The organism is Frankia sp. CoWAU3 (assembly GCF_977971855.1).
This window is the reverse complement of record NZ_CDWWXB010000109.1, coordinates 2,978-7,632: the sequence shown is the minus strand read 5'-3', so window position 1 is coordinate 7,632 and position 4,655 is coordinate 2,978. Positions and strand designations below refer to the sequence as shown.

Sequence of the window (4,655 nt, the reverse complement as noted above, 5' to 3'; positions counted from 1 at the left end):
CGGATCACGGCCGCGCCGAAGAAGATCCGCTCCCGCGGCGAAGGCCCACGGCGGACCAGAAACGATCCCTGCCGCCGGCCCCGAACAGGTGGGCTGTTCCCGGCCAGCGTCCAGCTATTGCGCCCAAAAGTTTTTACACATTCGGCATCCAACGCCGGGACGATGTCGTCGCGCCCTGACGTCCGGGCACCAGGCCGGATCGAGAACCGGGTAATCGACCGGTGGCCGCGTCCGGGCGAAGAAATCCGCACGCTCCGGCCCACCCAAGACGCGGTGAATCTCCGGACCGCCGTCCAGGTTAGAATGCCGTTTACCGTTAAGCCAGCCACCGGCGGAACGGATCGGAAGCAGCGGACACACTGCTCAACCAAGCCGCCCCGCGCCCTCGCCGACGCCTCGACGAGGAGCCGGCGAGGCAGGAAGGGACGGTCACGCGCTCCTATTCACCCGGCGGTTTCACCCGGCGGTCCCGCTGCCACGAAGCCCCGCCGACTCGAGCAACGCACGCGGTGAGCAGATGATCATCTTTCGCGATACTCGATCGGGCTAGACCGGCCGGGCGTTACGGAGAGTATTGAATAACGCCGAAGGGAACGAGAAGCATGCGGGGGGCCGGTCGCGGGCGGTACCAACATCACAGCTCCCCAGCTCCAGCCAACAGCACCCAGTGCTATACATAGCGTTATACGTAGTAACCCGCAGTCGAGTTGATGTCGCCCATCGGCCGACCATCCAAGCCTTAAAGTATTCAGAGCGACACCTCTAGTAGTCGAATCATTCTCGATCGGCAATCTCCTCCATCCCGCGAACGCGCCGGGTCACCCAGCCCAATACGCCGGTCCGTGTCGGCACAAGCGGTGGAGTTCTGTCACGGGCGGCGGCCGGTGAAACTCGTGGCACAGATACTCGTATGCTCACCCACTACCGGGATGATTCGACGGCACGGAAAACAGAAAGTCTTCACTCACGGTAAGATCCGTCGAGTCCGGGCACGGTTGTCGGACGGGGCATATAGATGATCAGAGGTGGCCGAATCGGTGGGCGGCAAGCGCCCGGGCGAGTCACGGCCGCAATCAGAACCTCGGCGGCCCGGGCCGGATCGCGACTCCGGCGGCGATTCATCCACCCGCTGATCGTCGGACTACTCACGGTTGCGGTCCTCGGTACCATGGCAATCTGGACGGGCTCCGATCTACTGAGCCGGGAGAAGATCGACCGTCTCAACGAACGTTCCCAGCTGGTCAAGCGGCTCGCGCAGTGGGCGGCGATCGTCGATAACCCGGCGGCGATGCAGTCCGCGACCGATCGGACGCCCTTCCAGCCCGGTGACCCCCTGGGAAACGAAGCCCTGCTCCCGCAGCTCCAGATCGCTCACTCCGGCGATGTCATCCGGGTGGTTGTGCTGCTCGACACCGCGGGCCATACCACGGCCTCCTATCCACGGGGGAACTCCATAGTCCCCGCCGACCTGGGGCAGGCCTGGTCCGCTGCCTGGTCCGGGGTTCCCGCGGTGTCCCCCGTCTTCGCCCTCCACGATGGCCGCGTCAGAGCAACGGTGGTTCCCGTCGGCCGTCCGCGGCCCTGGGCCGTCCTGGTCGCCGTGTCCACCGAAGAGTCCAACCTCCAGTTCACCAACGGGATCACGGCCCTGCTCGGGGTCGGCCGGGGCAGCATGTCGACGGTCGGCCCGGACGGGGTACCGATCGCATCCACCGAGCCGGGCATGCTGGGTCGGCAGGTCCTCTCGACCGCCGATCTCTCCCGCTCCCACGCCCAGCGTGGTGGTGCGCGGATCTGGGAGACGACCGAGAACGGCAAGAGGATCACGAACATCACGGCGGTGCAGCCGACGACGGGGTACCTGACCTACTTCCGGCAGGCCACGGACTCGCTGAACGCCGACCTCCGGGCCCGACGGAACCAACGGAATCTGACGTTGCTGGCCTTCGCGCTGACGTCGGTCCTGAGCATCGTCTTCGTCGGCCTGCTGCGAGAGACGGCGGCTCGGCGCTCCCGGGCCGGGCTGTGCGCGTTGTTCGCGGCGGCCCATGACATCGTGCTGACAACCGACCTCACTGGACGACTCACGTTCATCAGCCCCGCGATCGTCCCGTTGCTCGACCATTCCCAGGAGACCTGGCTCGGGCGCAAGGTCGCGGATCTGGTGCACCCGGACGACGCCCACCGGCTCGTACGATTGATCGAGAACCCCGCTGCCGGGTCCCTGCTCAACATTCGGATGACGGCGGCGGACGGCGCACCCCGGTGGTTCGACGTCGCGACCCGCCACCTGTCCACCCGGGATGGATCCGGCGAAGTGCTGATCACCTGCCATGCGGTCGGTAAACGGAAGCAGTTGTTGGACCAGCTCGGCTATCAGGCGCGCCATGACGTACTCACCGGACTGTGTAACCGGACCGCCTTCGAGGAGCAGCTCGAGGATGCCCTCGCCGCGACTGGGGGCGTCGCGGTCCTGTTCATCGACCTCGACAGCTTCAAGCCGGTCAACGACACCTTCGGCCACGCGGCCGGCGACCGGGTGCTGCAGGTCATCAGTGGACGGATCCGAACAGTGCTGGGCCCCGACGATGTCGCCGGGAGATTCGGCGGCGACGAGTTCGGGGTCCTGTTGCGGCGCACGAACGAAATCGCCGCTCGCACCATGGCCGGTCGGGTCATCCGCGCGGTACGGGAACCGATCCTCGTCGACGGCTACGAGGTCTGCGTCGCCGCAAGCGTCGGAGTAGCGCTGGCCGTCAGCCGGCCCAGCCATTCCGGGCGGCTGCTGCGCGCGGCCGACGAGGCCATGTACAAGGCCAAGCAGGCTGGTCCGGGACGATATGCCATGGCGGACCCCCTAGCGGCCGAGACCACCACGGTGGAGCCCGCGGTGACCAGGCCCACCGCCGTCCAATGCACGCCGGCCGAAACCGCCACGCTCAAAGCGCCCGCACCGTCCGCGTCTGTGCTCCTCGCCACCGACCGGATCATGCCGCGGTCCCCGGTCACCCGACCGCGCTCGATGTCCTTCCCAGCCTTGCCCGGATCCCCAGGCGCATCCGGATCCCCAGGCGCATCCGGATCGTCACCCGCGGGCCGGACCGGGCATCCGCTGTCTCCTCGACGCTGGCGGACAACCGTGCGCGAGCAGCTGGGGCGAGCCATCCCACTGCTCGTGCGGGGGACCGTCATCCTGGCCGCCACGGCGGTCACCCTGGAGATCGAGAATGCCAACCGGCGGCGAGACGAGGCCCAGCACATCGCCGAGACCCACTCCCTCGTCCTCCGTCTGGCCGAGTATGTCGCGGACCTGGGTCAACCCGTGCGCCTGATCGACCCGATCTCCAGACTTCCCTGGTCGCTGACCGAACCCACTGTCGACCAGCGGGTGCTGGCGTCGGTCTCCCGGTCGGCGCTCACGGGCCCCGACACCGTTCTGGCACTGGTCGATCTCGACGGCAGGCCGACGGCGGTCCAACCCACCGGCGCAACAATCCCGTTCCCCCCACGGGACCGGATCTGGGCTCTCGCCCGCACCAGCGGAATCAACATCCCTGTTTTCCACCTGGGCGATCGGGTTCGGGCGTACAGCATCGTGCCGATCGTGCGGGACGGACGCAGCGCCGCGTTTCTGTTCATGGGTAGACCGGGAGCCGGGATGCCGGGAGCCGAGATGGTCCGCGTTCTTGGCGGCGGGGGTACCGGGACGAGCGGCACCGGAGAGGACACCCGGATCGTCATCGTCGACGAGGCCGGGCGCATCGCCCTGTCCGACGATCCGTCCGCGGTCGGGATCGCCATGATTGACGGCACGGAGCTGCGATCAATCAAGCCAGGCCAGAGCCAGCAGGTGACGGTGCGCAACGGCGGCGGTCACGTCGCCGTTGCCGCCGCGATCCCCGGCCATCCCACGTGGGGGTACCTCATACTGCAACAGGACGGCCCGCTGCCGCGCGACCCGCGAGACAACCATGCCGTCGGCGATCTGCTGCTGCTCGGCATTGTGACCGTCACGTTCTCAGGCCTGACAAAAATGATCTTCCGGGGAGAGCAGGCGGTCCGGCGCGACCGGGCGCGGCTGCAGACCCTGCTGCACGAGTCGCACGACATCATCGTCAACCTGGACCGTGCGGGCCGGCCGACCTTCATCAGTTCGGCGGTCGAAAGCCTGCTCGGCTACCCGGTCAAGGCCATGATCGGGCTGCCGCTCATCGACCTGGTCCATCCCGAGGACCAGGCTGCGACGCGGGCCTTCCTCGCGGACCGGCAGCGTGGTGGACCGGGGTCCCTTCTGGACGTCCGCATGCGGACGGTTAACGGCGACCATCGCTGGTTCGACATCGAGGCCGGCGCCTGGCGGCCCGCGTCCGGGCCGGGCCGCTTCGACGGTGGTGTCCTGCTCACCTGCCACGAGATCAGCGAACGTCGTCAGTTGCAGGAGCAGCTACGGAAACGTGCCACCCACGACCCGTTGACCGGCCTGCCGAACAGGGCGGCGCTTACCGAATTCCTCGATCAACTGGCTCGGGAGCAGACTCCGTTCGCGGTTCTACTCATCGATCTGGATGACTTCAAACCGATCAACGACACGTTCGGTCACCAGGTGGGCGACGATGTGCTGTGCACGGTCGCCACTCGGTTGGCCGGCGTCCTCG

The 4,655-nt window shown here is 67.3% G+C and carries 1 protein-coding gene; it reads left to right on the top strand.

Annotated features, from left to right (window positions below):
* Positions 1-1,168: 1,168 nt before the first annotated feature.
* On the top strand, positions 1,169-4,655 hold a 3,487-nt coding region (locus AC08ON_RS11245), incomplete at its 3' end, for a diguanylate cyclase domain-containing protein (RefSeq protein ID WP_476616925.1).